Source organism: Streptomyces sp. NPDC045967, from assembly GCF_056430495.1.
On record NZ_JBWKLE010000008.1, the window covers coordinates 158,611 to 174,192 of the forward strand.

Genomic DNA, 15,582 nt, shown 5'->3' on the forward strand with positions numbered 1-15,582 from the left:
TCTCCTGACTCAGGGGGTGCGCGAGCGAACACTGCGCGCCTGAATCGTACCGAGCGCGGCGGCCCGGCCGCTAAACGGTTACCGCCCGGCGCCGGCAGCCGCCCGGCACAGGCGGCCCGGACCCGCCAGGTGGGGCGGGGTCCCCGCCCCGCCTCGGTATCCTGGGCGCATGCCGAACCCCTCGATCCGCCCGCTGGACCTGACCGACGACACCACCGCGCGGGCCGTCCACCGGATCGGGCGGGCGGCGTACGCGGTGGAGGCGGAGCTGATCGGCTTCGACGGCATCCCGGCACTGGGCGAGAGCCTCGCCCAGCTGCGGGCGCGTCCCCTGCACTGGGTGGGCTCGGTCCCGGAGAGCGGGGAACTCGCCGGCTTCCTCGCCTGGGAGCAGGAGCTTGGTGGCGGCGTCCGCGTCGACCGGCTCTGCGTGGCCCCGGCCTGGTTCCGCCGGGGCATCGCCTCCCGGCTGCTGCGCCACGGCCTGACGGAGCTCTTCCCGGGCCGCCCCGTCACGGTCACCACAGGAGCCGCCAACACTCCCGCGCTCTGCCTCTACCAGCGGCTGGGCTTCACCCGCGGCCCGGACTTCTCCCCCGCCCCGGGCCTGACGATGGCCTCCTTCACCATCGGCGGCGACACCCCTTAGCCGTGGTCGGCCGTCCGGCCAGGCGCCTCGGCCGTGGCCGGCCGGTCAGCCGCCTCGTCAGTCGTCCGACGGCAGTACGTCCGCCGCGTCGAACGCATCGTCCAGCGACTTCATCAACCGGTCCCGTTCGACCTCGTCCAGCGGCACCGGCGCCACGTCCACCGCGTCCGTGAGCCGCCGGAACCCGCCCCGCCGCTGGAGCCGACCGCTGACCCGGACCGGCAGGCCCACCAGGTGCGCGTGGCCCGCCACCCGGTACGCCTCCTCGTCCAGCGCGACCCGCACGTACGGGATGTCCGCCCCCGCCAGGACCCTCAGCCGGACCGTGCCCCCGCCGCCCGCCGCCGAGCGCCGCATCCGGACGACCGCGCCGGCGATGCGGACGGGTACGGCGGGCTCGGCCCGGGTGTAGCGGGCGGCCGCCTCGCGCAGCGCCGGCAGGTCGCCGGGCGAGAACTCCACCGGCTCCGGACGGGCCGCGCAACCCGTCGGGACCCCCGCCGCCGGAGCCCAGGCCAGTGCGACGCGGGCGCCCTCGGAGCCGCGGACCAGCGCGATCAGCGCATCGGCGAGCTCGCGGCTCACCCCGGCCCGTACCGCCGCGTCGAAGGCCTCCATGCCACCGGTCGCCCGCCGGTAGTCCACCGCCTCGCGGGCCGCGTGCAGCGCGTGGTGCAGCCGGGTCACGGTCCCGCGCCCGCGGTCCACCGGCACGAACGCGGTGAGCCGCCGCCCGCCGGGGCACGGCCCCACCAGCACTCCGTCCAGGGCCCGTTCGGCCTGCGCCCGGTGCCGGGCCCCGTAGTAGCCGGCCCGTTCGCGGTCGGCCAGCGCCCCGGCCAGCAGCAGCCGGCGGGCGGCCGTGCGCAGCTGTTCCTGCACCGTCCAGTCGGCCTCGCCCCGGAGCCCGTACGCCCCTTCGCCGATCTCCCGCTCCCAGCGGACCTCGTCGCTCGGCAGGCTCAGCCCGTACAGCACCTCCCGGGCCGACGGCAGCGGGCAGCGCGCGAGTGCGGTCAGCGCCTCCTCCAGCAGGTCCGCGCAGTCGGGGAAGGCACGGCTCTCGGGCACGAGCAGACTGGCGCCCCCGCCGGACGGCGCGTGGGCGGCGGGCGGTGTCCAGCGCCCGTAGCGTCCGGCGGCCCCGCCGCGGCGCAGCCAGCCGTGCCGGTGCAGCAGCGCGCCCAGCACGGCCGGGTCCACCTGCGCGGGGTCCGGCGCGCCGGAGACCGACTCCGGGGGCGGGAGCGGTTCGAGGTGCGGTGCGTGCCAGTTCATCAGGGCGTCCCTCCCGACCCGACCCGGGTCATGATCTCGCACAGCGCACGGTCGTCGAAGATCCGCGAGGTCGGGATCCGCACGGTGGTCCGGCGCCGACCGGTCACGGGGTGTCCGGCGAGGTTGGTCCAGTAGCAGCAGTGCCGCAGGTCCAGCCGGTCGTGTCCGGCGGCGAGCCACTGGTCGCGCTCCCGCGGGAGGAGCATCACGACGAGGATCTTGTGGACGGCGACCGGGGTGCGGGCCAGCTTCACCAGGTGCTCGTTGTCCAACGTGAAGCCGAAGCTAGGCCCGGCGGGCCGCGGCGGTATCTGGTAGGTCGCCTTCAACTGCACCTTGATGGTGACCTCGTCGTCGACGACGTGCTCGGCGGCCCCGTGGCTGACGTGCCAGTCGATGCCGTTGTCCGGGAAGGGCTGGGACAGCGAGCAGCCGGCCGCGGCGGCGACGGCGTGCAGGTATCCCACCTGGAGGGTCTCCATGCAGGCGGTGGTGGCGAGTGTGCCGCGCAGCGGTCCGCTCCGCGCCCCGTCCGGCGTGCCGGTGCGCGGATCGATCCGCCCCGCCAGCACCCCGCCCTGTTCGGGCTGCGCGAGCGCCATGGCCGGCTCCCCATGCCTTGCGGGCTCTGCCGTGGGTGGTGGACGGGGTGACGACCGGTCATGTGCACGGCCCCCCAAGGTTGTTGTCTCCGCACCCGGGTCCCCGCAAACGGCGTACGGGGCAAACAGCCCGGGTATCACCGAAGCGGGCAAGGGTGGCGTGTCCGGGTGCGCCCCATCTGCCGACCGGGGACGAGGAGTTCGCCATGACACGCTGGTACGAGGGCCCGCTGGCCGCATTCGACACGGAGACGACCGGAGTTGACGTCGAGGAGGACCGCATCGTGTCGGCCGCGCTCGTCGTGCAGGAGTGCGCGGGCGGCCGGGTGCGCACCACGCGCTGGCTGGTCAATCCCGGTGTCCCGGTGCCCGCGGGCGCGACGGACGTGCACGGACTGACCGACGAGCACCTGCAGCGCCACGGGCGGTGGCCGGCGCCGGTGGTGGAGGAGATAGCCCGGGCGCTGGCGGAGCAGCAGGTGGCCGGCCGGCCGGTGGTGGTGATGAACGCGCCGTTCGACCTGACGCTGCTGGACCGGGAGTTGCGCCGGCACCGGGCGTCGTCGCTGGCGCGGTACCTGGACAACCGGCCGCTCACGGTGCTGGATCCGCGGGTGCTGGACAAGCACCTGGACCGGTACCGCAAGGGCCGCCGGACACTGACGGACCTGTGCGCGCATTACGGGATAGAGCTGGAGGGCGCGCACGACGCGGCGGCGGACGCGCTGGCCTCCCTGGAGCTGGTGCGGGCTGTGGGGCGGCGGTTCGCGGCGCGGCTGGAGCGGCTCTCGCCGGCCGAGCTGCACACGCTGCAGGCGGTGTGGCACGCGGCCCAGGCGCGGGGACTGCAGGCGTGGTTCGCCCGGCAGGGGACGCCGGAGGCGGTGGACCCGCACTGGCCACTGCGGCCCGGCCTGTCGACCGCGGCCTAGGTCCTGTCGTCAAAGTGGCGCCGGTCGGGCCCGCGGCGTCCGGTGCCGTGCATCGCAAGGCGGAGGGGCGGCCGTGTACTGGACGTACTCGGGCGCCCCGACAACGCGGCGAGGTGCGGTGCCGGGCGCCGCGGGCCAGGCGCGACTTTTACGACAGGGCCTAGGTCCTGTCGTCCCGTACCGGGCAACCCGCCGCTATGGCGCCGGACATGCGGAAGGCCGGCCCGTCTGATGACGGACCGGCCTCTCCCGGTGGGCGATACTGGGATCGAACCAGTGACCCCTTCGGTGTGAACGAAGTGCTCTCCCGCTGAGCTAATCGCCCGGGAACGCACTGAACAATACAGAAGCCCCGGGGCTGGTTCAAACCGCTTCCGCCGGAGCGGCCAGCCGGGCCGCGAGACCGCGCCGGCCGGCCCGCATCATCAGGGCGTGGTTGAGCCGGAACACGGGCCGTCCGGGCAGCGCGAGGCGCCGCATCAGCGGCCGGCGCACCTCCACCTCCTGCTCGTAGAGCGCACGGGTCCCCGCGGAGCCGGCTCCGGCGCGGGGCCGGACGGTCCACCGGGCCCACCCTTCGAGATCACCGCGCAGGGACACCTCCAGCACCCCGTGGGCGGGGTCCCGCAGCAGTTCGCCCGCGGTGAAGCGGAGGGCGTACGGGAGGACCGAGCGGGCGGTCACGGCGGCGGTCCGGTCGTCGACCGGCTCGACCCGGCGGATCTGGGGCCACCACCGGGGGTACTCCTCCGGCTGCTCCAGTGCGGCGTAGACACGTGCGGGCGGGGCGTCGAGGTCCCACACGCTGCGGAAGCGGTAGCGGCTCCAGCGGTCGCGGTGACTGAGGTCCATGGATCCAGTCTGGCCGGGCACGGGCTCCGGTACGCCCGGTTCGGCCGCATCGCGCGCCGGCCGTCCCGCCCGACCGCGCGTACTCAGGGCGGAATTGAGTACGCGCACCCATGACCCGGCCGCGTGACTCGGGCCACACTGCCCACCATGAACACGCCTCTGCCGCCGGCCGAAGAGCTGGCGCTCATCGACCGTGAGCTGGCTCGACTCGATGCCCGACGCCTGTACTTGCTGGGTCGCCGGGACTGGCTGCTGCGGCTGCCGGCGCCGCCGGTGTGGGCCCCGGCGACGGCCGTCCGGCCGAAGGAGACCTCGGCCCCCAGCGCCCAGAACGTACTGCTCACCCTGGGCGCGGTGCTCCTGGCGGTCGCCGCGCTGGCCTTCACGCTGCTCAGCTGGGGCTCCCTCGGGATCGCCGGGCGCTCGGCGGTGCTCGCCGCGGTGACGGCGGGCGCGCTGGGCGCGCCGGTGGTGCTGCTGCGCCGCGGGCTGGTCTCGACGGCGGAGTCGGTGGCGGCGGTCGGGCTGCTGCTGACCCTGCTGGACGCGTACGCGCTGTACGCGGTCGGCCTGCCCGGCACGGACGGCACGGCGTACACGGCCGGGGCGGCGGCGGTACTGGCGGCGGTGTGGGCCGGTTACGGCGCGGCCCTGCGCGGCCTGCGGCTCCCGCGGCCCGCGGCCGTGCTGGCGGCGCAATTCGCCCTGCCGCTGGCCGCACTGGCCGCGCAGGGCGAACCCCTCGGCCTCGGCTGCGCGCTGCTCGCGACGGCGGCACTGGACGCGGCCCTGGCGCGGCGGGTGCGGGCGGCCGCCCTGCCGGTGGCGGTGCCGGCGGCGGCGGTGCTGGGGGCGGGTGCGGCACTGATCGGTGCGGCCGAGTCCTGGTCGGCCGCCTCGGCGGTCGGCGCGCTGGCCCCGGCGGGACTGCTGCTGGCGGTCGCGGCCCTGGGGACGGCGGCGGCGTGGCGCGAGCCGCGGGCGTGGCCCGCCGCACTGGCGGGCGGCCTCGCGGCGGTGGTCGCGGTCGGCGGGGTGGCGCGTCCTGGCCTCGATCCCGCGTGGGCGGTTTTCGCGCACCTGCTGGTGGCCCTCCCGCTGCTGGCGGCCGTACGGGTCCGCGCGCTCCCGGCGCCGGTACGCCGCGGGGCGGCCCTGGCCGGGGTGGTGACGGCCGGCCTGGCCTCCGCCGCGGCCGTCACCGCCGCGGCCGCGGCCCTGCCGGCGCGGCTGCGGGTGCTGGAGGAGGTGTGGGCGGCGACGGAGCCGGCGCGGATCTCGTTCCGGCCGGGCGCGGCGGTGCCGGTGACGCTGCTGGTGGCGGCGGGTGCCGCCTGGTGGCTGTCCCGGGTGCCGGCCCGGACCGGCCCGGGAGCGGTGGCGGTGGCGCTGGCCTGGGCGGGCCTGCTGGCGGCTCCGGAGCAGCTCGGCCTGCCGGTGGCGGCGGTCTTCGCCGTCCAGACCGTGGTGACGGGGGCGGCGGGCCTGTTCGCCCTGCGCTCCCCCGGACGCGCGGCCGCCGTCACGGCCGCCGGATGCGCGCTGGCCGGGGCCGTGAGCCTGTCCGTGGGGGCGCTGGACGGCCGGGCGGCCACCTTCGCGGTCTGGGGCCTGCTGGGTGCGGGCTGCGCGGCTGGAGCGGGGTACGGGCCCGCCGCGCGGGAGCTGCGGGCGGGGGCGGCCGTGTGCGCCGTCGGGTACGCGACGGGCCTGCTCGCGGCGGCCGCCGCCGTGGCGGAGCTGCCGGTGGTCTGGTGGGCCCTGCCGGTGCTCGCCGTCCCGGCGGCCGTGCTGGCGCTCGGCCCGGGGCTGGGGATTGCGCGGGTGCCGGCCGAGGTCGCGGCGGGTGCGGCGGGCGCCCTGGCGCTCGCCCTGTCGGCGGGCCGCGCCGGCACGCTGGCGCTGGTCCTCGCCCTGGCCGCGGTCATCTGCTCGGGCGCGGCGGTGCGGCCGGACCGGCGGGTGCTGGGCTGGGCGGCGGGCGCCCTGTTCGCGGCCGCGAGCTGGGTACGGCTGGCGGACGCCGGGGTGACGGCTCCGGAGGCGTACACGCTGCCGGTGACGGTGCCCGCTCTGCTGCTGGGCTTCCTGCGGCGCCGCAAGGACCCGGCGGCGTCCTCCTGGACGGCGTACGGGCCGGGGCTGGCCGCGACTCTGCTGCCGAGCCTGCTGGCCGTCGTCGGCGGCTCCCCGTCGGGGACGGCGAGCTGGCTGCGCCCGCTGCTGCTGGGGCTGGCCGCCCTGGCGGTGACCCTGCTGGGCGCCCGGACGCGCCTCCAGGCTCCGCTGCTGCTGGGCGGCGGGGTGCTGGCGGCGGTGGGGCTGCACGAGCTGGCCCCGTACGTGGTGCAGCTCGCGGGGCTCCTGCCGCGCTGGGTGGCGCCGGCCCTGGCGGGTCTGCTGCTGCTGGCGGTGGGGGCGACGTACGAGAGGCGGCTGCGCGACGCCCGGCGCCTGAAGGACGCGATCGGGCGACTGGGATGAACGGGTGACGCGCGGGACCGGGTGAGGGATTCTGGGCCGCGCAAACGCCAGGGGCCCGGAGACGGTGAAGTCTCCGGGCCCCTGGTCCGGGTGGGCGATACTGGGTTCGAACCAGTGACCCCTTCGGTGTGAACGAAGTGCTCTCCCACTGAGCTAATCGCCCGGACGCACCGCAAACATTACCGCATGTCAGCGGTGCTCCCACACCATCGCCCCGACCGCGTCGGGGCCCTCACTGATCCTTGAGGTTCCAGGGCAGCACGAGCCCGTACTTCCACAGGTAGAAGCCCACCAGCACGGCCGCCGTCACCAGGCCCACCGTGGTCAGGATGAGGTTGCGGCGGCGTACGCGGGGGTCGAGCGCCTTCTGGGCCGCCTCGGTCACCTTCCGCTTGGTCCAGCGCAGCACGAGGTGCGCCCAGGCGAACTCGGTCGCCCAGATCGCCAGGCCCGCGAAGATCGCGACCCAGCCCGGCCCGGGCAAGACGAGCATGGCCACGCCGGCCCCGATGACCGCCAGGCCGACGACGAAGACGCCGACCTGCCAGCTCAGGTGCAGGCTCCGGCGGGCCTTGATGAAGGCGGGCGCCTTCGAGACGTGCTCCTCTTCGGTGGCCGGCTCACCCTTCGCGGGCTCGTTGGCCTCGCGGTCACTCCCCGTATTCATGGGATCGAATCTACCCGAGCCGGAAGCACACGCCATCGCTGGTTTGGATCCGCCGTCCGAGGGACCCAGAGGTCCGCAAAACGGTCAGAGGGGTTTACAACGGCACCGTAGGTGGCATGTCGATTTCGCCGACGTGCGAATCCCCGAGCGCACACTGAGCGAAAGGCCCTGGCGCTTATGAACACCACGGTCAGCTGCGAGCTGCACCTGCGCCTCGTTGTGTCGAGCGAGTCCTCACTGCCTGTTCCCGCGGGCCTGCGGTATGACACGGCCGATCCCTACGCCGTGCACGCCACCTTCCACACCGGCGCCGAGGAGACGGTCGAATGGGTGTTCGCCCGCGACCTCCTGGCAGAGGGTCTGCACCGGCCCACCGGTACCGGCGACGTCCGCGTCTGGCCGTCCCGCAGCCACGGTCAGGGCGTCGTCTGCATCGCCCTGAGCTCACCGGAGGGAGAAGCACTGCTCGAAGCACCCGCCCGAGCACTCGAGTCGTTCCTCAAGCGGACGGACGCCGCGGTCCCGCCCGGGACCGAGCACCGGCACTTCGACCTCGACAAGGAGCTCTCCCACATCCTGGCCGAAAGCTGAGCCAGGCCCACCACCGCGCGACACCGTCCGACTCGGGGCGACGGTGTGTGTCGGACAACCACATACGCGAGACCGACGCTGTCCACGCGGGAGCCATCCGCGCGGACGGCGCCGGTGTGCGTTCAGGGGCCGCTCGGGCGAGCACCCGCTAGAGTCGGCCCCCAGCGGCGGCAAGGGTCCGTCGCCGCAGGCCCGCCCTTGAGGGAGACCCCGTGCAGATCCCCCACGACACCCGTCGCGCGCTCGACGTCGTCGTCGCGCTGGTGAACACCGCGGCCGAGGCGGACCAGCCCGACGGACTCGCGGACATCGGCGCCCTGCGCGGCTTCGTCCAGGAGTACGCGATCAGCGATGTCGGCGAGCTCGGCGCCCGCGACCTCGCCGGGGTCCGCACGGTCCGCGGCAAGTTCGCCCAGGTCTTCGCGGCACCGAACCCCCGTGCGGCGTCCGTGCTGATCAACGAGCTGGTGGCCACCGCCGGCACCACCCCGCAGCTCACGGACCACGACGGCTACGACTGGCACGTGCACTACTTCGCGCCGGGCGCCTCGGTGGGCGACCACCTCGCGGCCGACGGCGGCATGGCGCTGGCGTTCATCGTGGTCTCCGGGGAGCACGAGCGGCTGCGGCGCTGCGAGGCCCCGGACTGCCGGCGCGCCTTCGTGGACCTCTCCCGGAACCGCTCGCGGCGCTACTGCGACAGCCGGACCTGCGGGAACCGGCTGCACGTGGCGGCGTACCGGGCCCGGCGCAAGGAGGCCGACGCGGCCCCCTCAGAGCAGGAAGAGATCGTGCACGGCGGCCAGTAGCAGCAGGACCCCGATCACGCCCAGGAAGATCATCAAGGGTGGCTGGGAGAGTGCGAAGAGGCATCCTCGCGGCTCCTCGGCGACGGGGGCGGGTACCGGCGCGGGCACCGAGGGCTCACTGTGCGGTGTTTCGAGCATGTCGGGGCGATGATGGCGCAGCCCGCCGCCCTCCGTCCGTCAACACGCGATTTTCCGCCCGGGAGTTCGCCCGATCTCGTGGACTGCGGCCGCCGGGGGGCCGGTCGGGCGTCCGGGGCGTGTACGGGCGGGTCAGATCCCGTGCTTCTTGAGGATGGCCTCGATGTCGGAGAAGTCGTCCGCCGGCTCGTCGGCCCGCTGGTTCCCCCGGGCGGTGGCCCGCCGGCCGGCGCCGGAACCGAGCGGGGGCGCGGAGGCGGCCGGGGCGACGGCCCCCGGGGCCGGCCTCCCCGGGGCGGACGCGGCCGGTCCGCCCGCGGCGGCGAGCCTGCGGCGCTCGACCGCGCGGGTGGCCACCAGGAGCAGCCAGGCCAGGCCCAGCAGGCCGAAGCCCACCCAGACGGTCGGATCGAACACCATGTGGGACACCCACTCCACGGCACCGGTCAGCACCAGGCCGATCGGCACCAGCGCGTAGGCAGCGATCCGCGCGGCGGCCAGGAACCGCCGGCGGTACGCGGCCAGCGCGGCGATCCCCAGGCCCGCCGCGGACACCGCGGCGCAAATGGTCTCGGCGAGCATGCGGTCCTCCAGACGTGGACGGTCTGTCCCCCTCCATCCTGCCCCGCCCGCGGTGCCGCGGGCCAGGCGCCGGGCCTGCGCCGGACGGATCTCGGGGACATCTCCGGGTCGCACCTCCTCCCCGGGGCCCGTGCGGCCGGGTCGGGCACGGTGCGCGGGGGCTGGGACACTGTGCACATGACCGATTCCGTGATCCTGGACGTCTGGTGCGAGCTCCAGTGTCCCGACTGCCACAGCGCACTGGACGACGTACGCGCCCTGCGGGCCCGCTACGGCGACCGGCTGGACATCCGGCTGCGCCACTTCCCGCTGGAGAAGCACAAGCACGCCTTCGCCGCGGCGCAGGCCGCCGAGGAGGCCGCGGAGCAGGGCCGGGCCTGGCCGTACGCGGAGGCCCTGCTGGCGCGCACCGCTGAGCTGACCGAGCGCGGCGAGCCGGTCCTGCTGGACGTGGCGCGTGAACTCGGCCTGGACGTCGAGGAGTTCGACACCGCTCTGATCGACGGGCGGCACATCCTGATCGTCGACGCGGACCAGGCCGAGGGCAAGGCGATCGGTGTCACCGGCACCCCGACCTACGTCATCGGCGGCGAGCGCCTGGACGGCGGCAAGAGCCAGGAGGGCCTGCGCGCCCGCATCGAGGAGATCGCGGACGGGCTGCTCGCCTCCTGACCCCGGTCAGACGAGTGCCTTGATCGCGTTGACGGCGATGTCCCGGTAGCCGAGCGACTCGTAGAGCCGCCGGGCCGGGGTGTTGCCTTCGGCCACGTGCAGGGCGAGGGCGCCGGCTCCGGTGGCCGGCGCCGTGCGCTCGGCCAGCCGCATGAGGGTGCGGCCGTGCCCCCGTCCGCGGTGCTCGGCCCGGACCTCGACGTCCCAGACGTACGGGACGGGTCCGAGGCCGGGCAGATCGCGCTCGCCCAGCCACAGCGTGCCCAGCCTGTCGCCGCCCGCCGCCGCCTCCAGGACGAGGAAGGCCATCCCGGGGGTGTCCCGGCCGGCCGGCAGCATCCGCGCGTGCTCGGCGCGGGAGGCGGCGACGCCCTGCTCGGCGGTCATGCCGGGGGCCGTCAGGCGCTGCCCGTACTCCACGATCCCCGGCTCCAGCCAGGCGTGGAACTCCTCCTGGGTCATCGGGCGGCTCACGGTGTCCGCGGGGAGGGCGGGCGGCTCGGCCGGCAGGTCCTTGGCCATGACCCGGCCGGTCACCTGGTAGCCGAGGGCCGTCGCCAGCCGCAGGGCCCGCGCCGCGTCGGCGGGCACCGAGACGGCGATGCTGGTGCAGCGCCAGGTGCGCAGCACCTCCTCGGCGGCGAGCGCGGCGACCGTGCCGCGGCCGCGCCCGCGGTCCGGTTCGTCGATCCACAGCCCGCGGATCACACCGACCTGGGGCTGGGCGGCGGAGCGGGTGGCCAGTTCGAGGCCGCCGACGCGCCGGCTGTTGACCCGCACCGCGTACGCGCGGGAGCGGGTTCCGTCACTGTGCTGCTGGAGCGGCTGCGCGGGCCGCAGAGTGGTGGTCATCACCCGTGTTGTACCTGCCCGGCGGCCCCGCGTACACCCGGGTCACGGATCGAGGTCCGCCCCGGCCTTCGCGTCGAAGGTCCGCATGGCCGCGGCGGTGATCGGGCCGGGTGCGGCGGCGAGCTCGCGGCCGTCGATCCGCAGGACCGCCTGGACGTCGCGCAGCGAGGAGGTCAGGAAGACCTCCTCGGCCTGTTCCAGCACCTCGAAGGGCAGGTCGGTCTCCTTCGCCCCGGCCCACTCCACGACCAGGGCCCGGGTGATGCCCGCCAGGCAGCCCGAGGCGAGGGGCGGGGTGTGCAGTTCCCCGTCGAGCACGACGAAGACGTTGGAGCCGGTGCCCTCGCAGAGCCGTCCCACCGTGTTCGCCAGCAGGGCCTCCGAAGCCCCGGCCCGGTGGGCGGCGGCGAGGGCGACGACGTTCTCGGCGTACGAGGTGGTCTTCAGGCCGGCCACGGCGGAGCGCTCGTTGCGCACCCAGTCCACCCGGTGGACGGCGGTGGTGTCCGGGCGGCGGACGGACTCCGCGACGGCGGCCACCAGGGTGGGCGCCGCGTCCCCGCGATCGGAGCCGAGCGGGGAGAGTCCCCCGGTGTAGGTCACGCGCAGCCGTCCGAAGGGCATCGGGTTGGCTTCGAGTACGGCCGCGCACGCGCGGCGCACCTCGTCGAGGTCGGGATCCGGCAGGCCGAGACCGCGCGCCGAGCGGGTCAGCCGCTCCAGGTGGCGGGTGAGCGCGAAGGCCCGCCCGCGCTCCGCCTTCAGGGTCTCGAACACGCCGTCACCCACGGTCAGCCCGTGGTCGAAGACCGACACCTTGGCGTCGTCCACGTCACGCAGCGCTCCGTCGAGCCAGATCCTCACCGTACGGCTCCTCTCACAGCCCGGGTCATCCCGTTCGTCCTGCCTGGTACGCCCCTGACGCTACCCGCAGCAGACGGGCGGCCTTGAGTTCGGTCTCCGCCCATTCCCGGTCGGGGTCGGATCCCCAGGTGATGCCCGCGCCGGTGCCGAACAGCAGGCGGGGGCCGCCGGGGGCCGCCCGGTCGATCCAGAAGGTGCGGATGCCGACGGCGAGCTCCGCGGCGCCCCGGTCGGCGTCGACCCAGCCGATGCCGCCGCAGTACGGGCCGCGGGGGGCGGTCTCCAGGGCTTCGATGATCCGCAGGGCGGAGGACTTGGGCGCCCCGGTTACGGAGCCCGGCGGGAAGGTGGCCGCCAGCAGCTCGGGCCAGCCGGCGCCGTCGGCGAGCTCGCCGCTGACGGTGGAGACGAGGTGGACCAGGCCCGGGTGCTCCTCGACGGCGCACAGCTCGGGGACGGTGACCGAGCCGGTGGCGCAGACCCGGCCCAGGTCGTTGCGCACCAGGTCCACGATCATCACGTTCTCGGCGTGGTCCTTGGGGAGCAGGTCGGCGACGGTGCGGCCGGTGCCCTTGATCGGTCCGGACTCGATGCGGCGGCCGGTGCGGCGCAGGAAGAGCTCTGGGGAGGCGGTGGCGATCTCGACGCCGTGGGCCCGGAGCCGAATCGTTCCTGCATAGGGCGCCGGGTTGCCGCGGGCGAGCAGCGCGGTGAGGGCGTCGACGTCCGCGCCGGCCGGATCGGGCAGCGGCGCCGACATCACCCGGCACAGGTTGGCCTGGTAGACCTCGCCCGCGGCGATGTGCTCGCGGATGCGGCGGACGCCGGCGACGTAGGCGGCGCGGTCGAGCGAGCTGGTCCACTGGTCGGCCTCGGGGCCCCGCCAGGCGCCGGGTCGCGGCGCGGGCACGGAGTCGGGGCGTATGTCTCCGAAGCGCGCGCAGACGAGCCGGCCTTCGAAGTCGGCGGTCACCGCCCAGAAGCCGGTGGAGTCCAGGGCGGCGGGATCGCTGGTCACGTCCCGGAGGTCGGTCGCGAGGAGGCCGCCGAAGCGGGCCATGGGAGGCAGGTCGTGCACGGCTGCGAGTCTATGACCGGTGACGCGGGGGCGCCGGTGGGGTGACAGCGGGGTGACCGCCGGTGATCGAGCGGCAGCACGCTGCGGAAACGCGTTTTTGAGCTGGCCCCGGAATCCGCTAGAGTTCAACACGTCGCCAGGGAGCGAAGGGGTGAACCCCCGGAGCGAACACGGTGACCTGCGGACGTAGCTCAGTTGGTAGAGCACCACCTTGCCAAGGTGGATGTCGCGAGTTCGAGTCTCGTCGTCCGCTCGAAGTGGGGGCTTTCTTCCCGAGAACCCCCGCAGCTCCATGGTGGAGTGGCCGAGAGGCGAGGCAACGGCCTGCAAAGCCGTCTACACGGGTTCAAATCCCGTCTCCACCTCCAAGGACGATTAGCTCAGCGGGAGAGCGCTTCCCTGACACGGAAGAGGTCACTGGTTCAATCCCAGTATCGTCCACTGGTCCGCGAGGATCCCCGCGCGATTAGCTCAGCGGGAGAGCGCTTCCCTGACACGGAAGAGGTCACTGGTTCAATCCCAGTATCGCGCACGCAGTATCCTGCATCACCCTGCATCACCTGCGGTTTCGTACCGCGTCCCGCGCGATTAGCTCAGCGGGAGAGCGCTTCCCTGACACGGAAGAGGTCACTGGTTCAATCCCAGTATCGCGCACCGGCCGAAAGCCCCGACCGTCTCGACGGTCGGGGCTTTCGCGTTCCTCCGGTGCCGGAGTTCCTCCGGTGCCGGGAGGGGGCCCGTGTCAGGAGGAGAAGAGCATCCGGCCGAAGCCGCCCTTGTGGTGGCCGTGGTGGCCGTGTCCGCCGTGGTGCGGGGCGCCCCAGGCCGGGGCGGGGGCGGCGTGCGGGGCCGGATAGGGGGCCGGGGGTGCGGCGGGCGGCGGCACCTGGCCGTACTGCTGGGCGGTGTACTGGGACTCCAGGCGGGTCAGCGCCTCCAGCTCGCCGTAGTCGAGGAAGATGCCGCGGCAGCCGCTGCACTGCTCTATCTGGACACCGTTGCGGTTGTAGGTGTGCATCATCGCGTGACACTTCGGACACTGCATGACCGGATCAACTCCTCGCCGTGGACGTCACCATCGGATCATGCCCGATGACGGAAGACCCACCCTACGGCGGAGGCCCGGAGTCCAAGTCCGCCGGGAGGGCCGCGATTCGGGTGCAGGCGTCCACCACCAGGCGCTCTCCGGCGTCGAGTCGGCGGCCGTCTTCCGCGGCCTTGGCCAGGGCCAGGGCCGCCGTCTGCACCGTGAGCGCCCGCGCGGCCAGGTCGAGTTCCGGCCAGGGGTCGCTGCCGGGCGGGCCCGCCGCCGGGCCCGAGGCGTCCCGGTACGCGTCGAGGAAGCGCAGCCAGGTGGCGGTGTCGAGCAGCCCTGCGGCGTACCAGGCGGCCGGGCGGCCCAGATCCCAGGCGGGGAGGCCGAGGCCGAGGTCGTCCACGTCGATGAGCAGCCAAGGGCCCGCCGGGGCGGGATGGCGCACCAACTGCCCCAGGTGCACGTCCCCGTGGCACAGGGTGCCGCCGGGCGGGGGCGCCTGACCGCGCGCCCAGGCGGGCAGGGAGCGGGCGGCGGCGCGTACGGCCCGGGTGGCGGCGGGCTCGGTCCCCACCGGCTCCGCCCGCGCCAGGCGGTCCAGGGCGCGGGCGAGCTTGGCCGGTCCCCGCATCGGCGGGACGGGACCGGGGAGCCCGGCGACCGGCGTCCGGTGCAAGGCGGCCAGGAGGCGCCCGGCCTCCTCCCAGGGCGCTTCGGCGGGACGCTCGGGGTCGACCGGGGCGCCGTGGGGCCACAGGGACGCGGGCCTGCCGTGCACGGACCCGGCCCCGGGGAGCAGGGGCGGCAGCAGCACCCCGGCCAGGGCCGGATGCGCGGCGATCCGAAGGCGCACGGCGAGGGCCGCGCGGTCGGCGTCCTCCGCGTGGGCCTTGGCCACGGCACCTCCGCAGCGCACCACGGTCCCGTCGGGCCGCTCGGCGAGGAGTTCGTACGTCCCGGGGGTCCCGTCCGAGGCCCAGGCCGCGAGGGCGGCGGGCAGGCCGGGAGGGCCCGCGGGCCGCGCGGTTCGTCGCTCCAGGGGAACCATGCCTCCTCGCCGTCGGTGCGCGGCGGGCGCGGCGGCCGGCCCGCCGCGCTGCTGCCGAGGAGGAGGGTACGGCTCCGGCCCCGAGGGTGCGAAAAAGGGTGCTGTCCGTACGACTCCCCAGTCGTACGGACAGCACCCTTCACCTGCCGTCCGTCGTCACGCCCCCGTCCCCACGGGGTGTGACGGGCCGAATCCCGGGCCGCTCTCCCGGGGCCGCGGCGCCGTTCAGCGCCCCAGCATCGCGCCCACGGACGACGCCTGCGCCGCCACCTGCTCGAACCCTCCGAAGAGGAAGAGCAGGAGGGCGGCCAGGGGGAGGACCATCGCGGCGGCCACCAACGGGTGCCGCCTACCGGACTCGTGGCCGTTGAACGCGAAGGCCTTGCGTCCCTGCCGGGCGACGTCCGCCATGGTCCTCTCCCTGTCGTTGGCAGCGGCGGGCTTGTGA

The 15,582-nt window shown here is 75.0% G+C and carries 18 protein-coding genes and 7 tRNA genes; 11 read left to right on the plus strand and 14 right to left on the minus strand.

What is annotated here, in order from left to right:
* Window positions 1–169 precede the first annotated feature (169 nt).
* Window positions 170–649: a GNAT family N-acetyltransferase gene (locus AC07FY_RS18425; RefSeq protein WP_479007419.1), complete on the plus strand. Its 480-nt coding sequence runs from the start codon at window positions 170–172 to the stop codon at window positions 647–649.
* Window positions 650–706: 57 nt separating this feature from the next.
* Here the strand turns inward: AC07FY_RS18425 and AC07FY_RS18430 are convergent, their stop codons facing one another.
* Together AC07FY_RS18430 and AC07FY_RS18435 are read right to left on the minus strand one after the other, a co-directional pair.
* Window positions 707–1,927 (minus strand): hypothetical protein, encoded by a 1,221-nt coding sequence (locus AC07FY_RS18430; RefSeq protein ID WP_479007421.1) that lies wholly within the window; start codon window positions 1,925–1,927, stop codon window positions 707–709.
* Window positions 1,927–2,529 carry a DUF4365 domain-containing protein gene (locus tag AC07FY_RS18435; protein ID WP_479007423.1) on the minus strand — a complete coding sequence of 201 codons (603 nt, stop codon included), beginning with the start codon at window positions 2,527–2,529 and terminating at the stop codon, window positions 1,927–1,929. Before AC07FY_RS18435 ends, AC07FY_RS18430 begins: the two co-directional genes overlap by 1 nt.
* A 206-nt stretch (window positions 2,530–2,735) precedes the next feature.
* On the opposite strand from AC07FY_RS18435, the gene AC07FY_RS18440 reads away from it, so the two are divergent.
* Window positions 2,736–3,461 (plus strand): exonuclease domain-containing protein, encoded by a 726-nt coding sequence (locus AC07FY_RS18440; protein WP_479007425.1) that lies wholly within the window; start codon window positions 2,736–2,738, stop codon window positions 3,459–3,461.
* A gap of 253 nt (window positions 3,462–3,714) precedes the next feature.
* On the opposite strand, the gene AC07FY_RS18445 is transcribed toward AC07FY_RS18440, so the two are convergent.
* Together AC07FY_RS18445 and AC07FY_RS18450 are read right to left on the minus strand one after the other, a co-directional pair.
* Window positions 3,715–3,786 (minus strand) — tRNA-Val (locus tag AC07FY_RS18445).
* Between the two features lie 38 nt (window positions 3,787–3,824).
* A complete protein-coding gene (locus tag AC07FY_RS18450; protein ID WP_479007427.1) occupies window positions 3,825–4,313 on the minus strand; it encodes an SRPBCC family protein in 489 nt (162 codons plus the stop codon).
* A gap of 147 nt (window positions 4,314–4,460) precedes the next feature.
* Here AC07FY_RS18450 and AC07FY_RS18455 point away from each other — a divergent pair, with 147 nt between their 5' ends.
* Window positions 4,461–6,797: an SCO7613 C-terminal domain-containing membrane protein gene (locus tag AC07FY_RS18455; protein ID WP_479007429.1), complete on the plus strand. Its 2,337-nt coding sequence runs from the start codon at window positions 4,461–4,463 to the stop codon at window positions 6,795–6,797.
* A gap of 91 nt (window positions 6,798–6,888) precedes the next feature.
* Here AC07FY_RS18455 and AC07FY_RS18460 read toward each other — a convergent pair.
* Window positions 6,889–6,960: transfer RNA gene (locus AC07FY_RS18460), tRNA-Val, on the minus strand.
* A gap of 69 nt (window positions 6,961–7,029) precedes the next feature.
* The gene (locus tag AC07FY_RS18465; protein ID WP_479007431.1) at window positions 7,030–7,464 is read right to left on the minus strand and encodes a TIGR02611 family protein; all 435 of its coding nucleotides are present in this window, start codon (window positions 7,462–7,464) and stop codon (window positions 7,030–7,032) included.
* Between the two features lie 177 nt (window positions 7,465–7,641).
* Between AC07FY_RS18465 and AC07FY_RS18470 the strand changes: the two genes are divergently transcribed.
* Window positions 7,642–8,055: an SsgA family sporulation/cell division regulator gene (locus AC07FY_RS18470; protein WP_030011909.1), complete on the plus strand. Its 414-nt coding sequence runs from the start codon at window positions 7,642–7,644 to the stop codon at window positions 8,053–8,055.
* A gap of 212 nt (window positions 8,056–8,267) precedes the next feature.
* Complete coding sequence (locus AC07FY_RS18475; RefSeq protein ID WP_479007433.1) at window positions 8,268–8,864, plus strand: CGNR zinc finger domain-containing protein; 597 nt, start codon at window positions 8,268–8,270, stop codon at window positions 8,862–8,864.
* Here AC07FY_RS18475 and AC07FY_RS18480 read toward each other — a convergent pair.
* Together AC07FY_RS18480 and AC07FY_RS18485 are read right to left on the minus strand one after the other, a co-directional pair.
* The gene (locus tag AC07FY_RS18480) at window positions 8,829–9,002 is read right to left on the minus strand and encodes a hypothetical protein (RefSeq protein WP_479007435.1); all 174 of its coding nucleotides are present in this window, start codon (window positions 9,000–9,002) and stop codon (window positions 8,829–8,831) included. The genes AC07FY_RS18475 and AC07FY_RS18480 overlap by 36 nt on opposite strands.
* A 132-nt stretch (window positions 9,003–9,134) precedes the next feature.
* On the minus strand, window positions 9,135–9,584 hold the full coding sequence (locus AC07FY_RS18485; RefSeq protein WP_479007437.1) for a hypothetical protein: 450 nt from the start codon (window positions 9,582–9,584) through the stop codon (window positions 9,135–9,137).
* A 177-nt stretch (window positions 9,585–9,761) separates the two neighbouring features.
* Between AC07FY_RS18485 and AC07FY_RS18490 the strand changes: the two genes are divergently transcribed.
* Window positions 9,762–10,256, plus strand: a complete 495-nt coding sequence (locus AC07FY_RS18490) for a DsbA family protein (protein WP_479007439.1) — start codon at window positions 9,762–9,764, stop codon at window positions 10,254–10,256.
* A gap of 6 nt (window positions 10,257–10,262) precedes the next feature.
* Here AC07FY_RS18490 and AC07FY_RS18495 read toward each other — a convergent pair whose 3' ends face one another.
* Genes AC07FY_RS18495 through AC07FY_RS18505 form a run of 3 tightly spaced genes read right to left on the minus strand, consistent with a single transcriptional unit; the run spans window position 10,263 to window position 13,050 of the window.
* Entirely contained in the window at window positions 10,263–11,108 is an 846-nt protein-coding gene (locus tag AC07FY_RS18495) for a GNAT family N-acetyltransferase (RefSeq protein ID WP_479007441.1), read from the minus strand.
* Between the two features lie 42 nt (window positions 11,109–11,150).
* Complete coding sequence (locus AC07FY_RS18500; RefSeq protein ID WP_479007443.1) at window positions 11,151–11,972, minus strand: aminotransferase class IV; 822 nt, start codon at window positions 11,970–11,972, stop codon at window positions 11,151–11,153.
* 25 nt (window positions 11,973–11,997) lie between these two features.
* On the minus strand, window positions 11,998–13,050 hold the full coding sequence (locus tag AC07FY_RS18505) for a chorismate-binding protein (protein ID WP_479007444.1): 1,053 nt from the start codon (window positions 13,048–13,050) through the stop codon (window positions 11,998–12,000).
* 180 nt (window positions 13,051–13,230) lie between these two features.
* Here AC07FY_RS18505 and AC07FY_RS18510 point away from each other — a divergent pair.
* The 5 genes from AC07FY_RS18510 to AC07FY_RS18530 all read left to right on the plus strand — a co-directional run bounded on the left by AC07FY_RS18510 (window position 13,231) and on the right by AC07FY_RS18530 (window position 13,704).
* Window positions 13,231–13,303 (plus strand) — tRNA-Gly (locus AC07FY_RS18510).
* Window positions 13,304–13,344: 41 nt separating this feature from the next.
* Window positions 13,345–13,418 (plus strand) — tRNA-Cys (locus tag AC07FY_RS18515).
* A gap of 1 nt (window position 13,419) precedes the next feature.
* Window positions 13,420–13,491, plus strand: a tRNA-Val gene (locus AC07FY_RS18520).
* 19 nt (window positions 13,492–13,510) lie between these two features.
* A tRNA-Val gene (locus AC07FY_RS18525) sits at window positions 13,511–13,582 on the plus strand.
* Window positions 13,583–13,632: 50 nt separating this feature from the next.
* A tRNA-Val gene (locus AC07FY_RS18530) sits at window positions 13,633–13,704 on the plus strand.
* 88 nt (window positions 13,705–13,792) lie between these two features.
* On the opposite strand, the gene AC07FY_RS18535 is transcribed toward AC07FY_RS18530, so the two are convergent.
* The 3 genes from AC07FY_RS18535 to AC07FY_RS18545 all read right to left on the minus strand — a co-directional run bounded on the left by AC07FY_RS18535 (window position 13,793) and on the right by AC07FY_RS18545 (window position 15,545).
* Window positions 13,793–14,095, minus strand: coding sequence for a TFIIB-type zinc ribbon-containing protein (locus AC07FY_RS18535; RefSeq protein WP_479007446.1), 303 nt, complete (start codon window positions 14,093–14,095; stop codon window positions 13,793–13,795).
* 64 nt (window positions 14,096–14,159) lie between these two features.
* Complete coding sequence (locus tag AC07FY_RS18540; protein WP_479007448.1) at window positions 14,160–15,134, minus strand: phosphotransferase family protein; 975 nt, start codon at window positions 15,132–15,134, stop codon at window positions 14,160–14,162.
* A 225-nt stretch (window positions 15,135–15,359) separates the two neighbouring features.
* Window positions 15,360–15,545, minus strand: coding sequence for a hypothetical protein (locus AC07FY_RS18545; protein ID WP_479007450.1), 186 nt, complete (start codon window positions 15,543–15,545; stop codon window positions 15,360–15,362).
* Window positions 15,546–15,582: the final 37 nt, after the last annotated feature.

Coding starts and splice junctions, on each gene's coding strand:
- AC07FY_RS18425 (WP_479007419.1), top strand. CDS start 170: ATGCCGAACCCCTCGATCCGCCCGCTGGACCTGACCGACGACACCACC.
- AC07FY_RS18465 (WP_479007431.1), bottom strand. CDS start 7,464: ATGAATACGGGGAGTGACCGCGAGGCCAACGAGCCCGCGAAGGGTGAG.
- AC07FY_RS18540 (WP_479007448.1), bottom strand. CDS start 15,134: ATGGTTCCCCTGGAGCGACGAACCGCGCGGCCCGCGGGCCCTCCCGGC.
- AC07FY_RS18535 (WP_479007446.1), bottom strand. CDS start 14,095: ATGCAGTGTCCGAAGTGTCACGCGATGATGCACACCTACAACCGCAAC.
- AC07FY_RS18455 (WP_479007429.1), top strand. CDS start 4,461: ATGAACACGCCTCTGCCGCCGGCCGAAGAGCTGGCGCTCATCGACCGT.
- AC07FY_RS18545 (WP_479007450.1), bottom strand. CDS start 15,545: ATGGCGGACGTCGCCCGGCAGGGACGCAAGGCCTTCGCGTTCAACGGC.
- AC07FY_RS18495 (WP_479007441.1), bottom strand. CDS start 11,108: ATGACCACCACTCTGCGGCCCGCGCAGCCGCTCCAGCAGCACAGTGAC.
- AC07FY_RS18490 (WP_479007439.1), top strand. CDS start 9,762: ATGACCGATTCCGTGATCCTGGACGTCTGGTGCGAGCTCCAGTGTCCC.
- AC07FY_RS18440 (WP_479007425.1), top strand. CDS start 2,736: ATGACACGCTGGTACGAGGGCCCGCTGGCCGCATTCGACACGGAGACG.
- AC07FY_RS18480 (WP_479007435.1), bottom strand. CDS start 9,002: ATGCTCGAAACACCGCACAGTGAGCCCTCGGTGCCCGCGCCGGTACCC.
- AC07FY_RS18450 (WP_479007427.1), bottom strand. CDS start 4,313: ATGGACCTCAGTCACCGCGACCGCTGGAGCCGCTACCGCTTCCGCAGC.
- AC07FY_RS18485 (WP_479007437.1), bottom strand. CDS start 9,584: ATGCTCGCCGAGACCATTTGCGCCGCGGTGTCCGCGGCGGGCCTGGGG.
- AC07FY_RS18430 (WP_479007421.1), bottom strand. CDS start 1,927: ATGAACTGGCACGCACCGCACCTCGAACCGCTCCCGCCCCCGGAGTCG.
- AC07FY_RS18470 (WP_030011909.1), top strand. CDS start 7,642: ATGAACACCACGGTCAGCTGCGAGCTGCACCTGCGCCTCGTTGTGTCG.
- AC07FY_RS18435 (WP_479007423.1), bottom strand. CDS start 2,529: ATGGCGCTCGCGCAGCCCGAACAGGGCGGGGTGCTGGCGGGGCGGATC.